This window comes from Colwellia sp. MB02u-14 (assembly GCF_014076915.1).
Taxonomy (GTDB): Bacteria; Pseudomonadota; Gammaproteobacteria; order Enterobacterales; family Alteromonadaceae; genus Colwellia_A.
Window position 1 is genome coordinate 1 of sequence record NZ_JACGUX010000029.1, and the last position, 1,724, is coordinate 1,724.

At 37.7% G+C, this 1,724-nt stretch carries 2 protein-coding genes; both read left to right on the plus strand.

Features of this window, described 5'->3' with window-relative positions:
• The first annotated feature begins 493 nt into the window (after window positions 1-493).
• A complete protein-coding gene (locus H4J52_RS02985; RefSeq protein ID WP_182224198.1) occupies window positions 494-997 on the plus strand; it encodes a hypothetical protein in 504 nt (167 codons plus the stop codon).
• A gap of 125 nt (window positions 998-1,122) precedes the next feature.
• Window positions 1,123-1,539, plus strand: coding sequence for a hypothetical protein (locus tag H4J52_RS02990; RefSeq protein WP_182224199.1), 417 nt, complete (start codon window positions 1,123-1,125; stop codon window positions 1,537-1,539).
• Window positions 1,540-1,724: the final 185 nt, after the last annotated feature.

Consider the following 1,724-nt stretch of genomic DNA (forward strand, 5'->3'; position numbering starts at 1 on the left):
GGTATCTGTTATTCGCAGGTATGGTAAATAATTCACATAACAAGTTGCTCAAACGGACACGTACAGTTTGCTCGCGCTCCGCGCATTTTAGCAAATTGTACTTAGCCGCTTAGCAAAGCGTTATATGCTCTTAATAAATACGTTTTAGGGCAAGACATTTTTAGCTAAGTGTTTTACGCTAAACTCGGTTTAGTGCAGCACTAATAAGCATTGCTTCTTTTACCTTTTTCAAAGGTGGCAACGCTATTAGTTTGTTCAGGCAGCTGTGAGTAGCGTAAAAATTCACGGCTATTTTTTATTTTATGGGTAACTTAAATTCGTGCAGAGTTTGATTCAACGTTCTCTGCATATAACAAGTTGCTCAAACGGAAAAATAACAGTTGGCCATCGCTTCGCGATTATAGCCAACCATTATTTTCCGCTTAGCAAAGCGTTAGCCGTCAACCATATTCTAATGAAGTATGTGTATTAAATTATTATTAAGGAAAATTTTATGAAATATATCTTTGCCATTTTTATTTTTGTGTTCAGTATTAATTATTGCTCAGCAGAGGCTTCGGAAGAGCAAAAAATCAGAGCTGTAATAAAGGTATTTGAAGAGTCTATTCAAAACAAGGATAGAGAGTTATTTTTAGGCTTATTTCTTGAAAAAGGAGTTTCTTGGGTTGGTGTTTTTTCAGAAAAAATTATGGTGAAACGAACAGCTTTAATTGAAAAAATAAATAAAGACGATAATAAAAACTTTTCAGTAACAAGAGAATTTACAACCTCACCGAAAGAGTTTATTGATCAAATTATCTCTGTCGATGCAGAGCCAAGAGAAGAATTTAGTAATATAAAAATATACACCGACGGTAATATTGCCGCCTTTTATTTTGACTACATTTTCTATAGCGATGATAAGGAAGAAATCTGGGGTTCAGGAAGCTGGCAACTAGTACAAACAATCAAAGGATGGAAAATCCAATCAGTTTCTTATTCCATAAACAACGACTAGGTGCTTTTGGAAACAAACGGCTAACAAGCCATTCAAGCAGGACTTTTAACAGTTGGCTAGGTTCCGCTTCGCTTCACATTTTAGCCAACAATTAAAAGCCTCTTAATGGGGCGTTAGGGCTGTCCATGCGTAGAGTTGGTGTCTTACTATTATTGTTTTTTTCATACGATTCTTTCGCTTGTCGTGAATTACAATTATCCGAATCAAGTTGGGCTGAAAAGTCCAATTCAATTTATGTGGTTCGTGTCGTTGGGATTTCAGCGCCAACTTTGATTAATGCTCCATATAGCACCGATGTAATCCGTGACACCCTGGTTACAGATAGATTTGATAAAATTGTTTCTTTAGTGGTATATGAAACTTTAAAAGGTTCAGATAAAAAACTTATGGAGGTGACTATAAATTGGTGCGGGGGCGGTGAAGTTAAGCTTGGTTTTGTGGGCGTACTTTACGGCTCAGCACAAAAATGGCATATTCAGTCAGGCTTAAGTGCGGTTTCGGCATTCAAGGAAGCCCTAACAAGTTACTCAAACGGACGCTAAACAGTTGGCTAGCACTCGTTCCTCGTACATTTTAGCCAACTATTTTTCGCCGCTTAGTAAGGCTACATGGACTCCCCTTTGTCAAGCAATAGCATCTCTTACAACAAGAAGATCTGACAGCAGCTCTACATTCGGCGTTTATTAGCTTTGTTACGCTATCGCCCTGATGATTTGCGCTTGAGCAA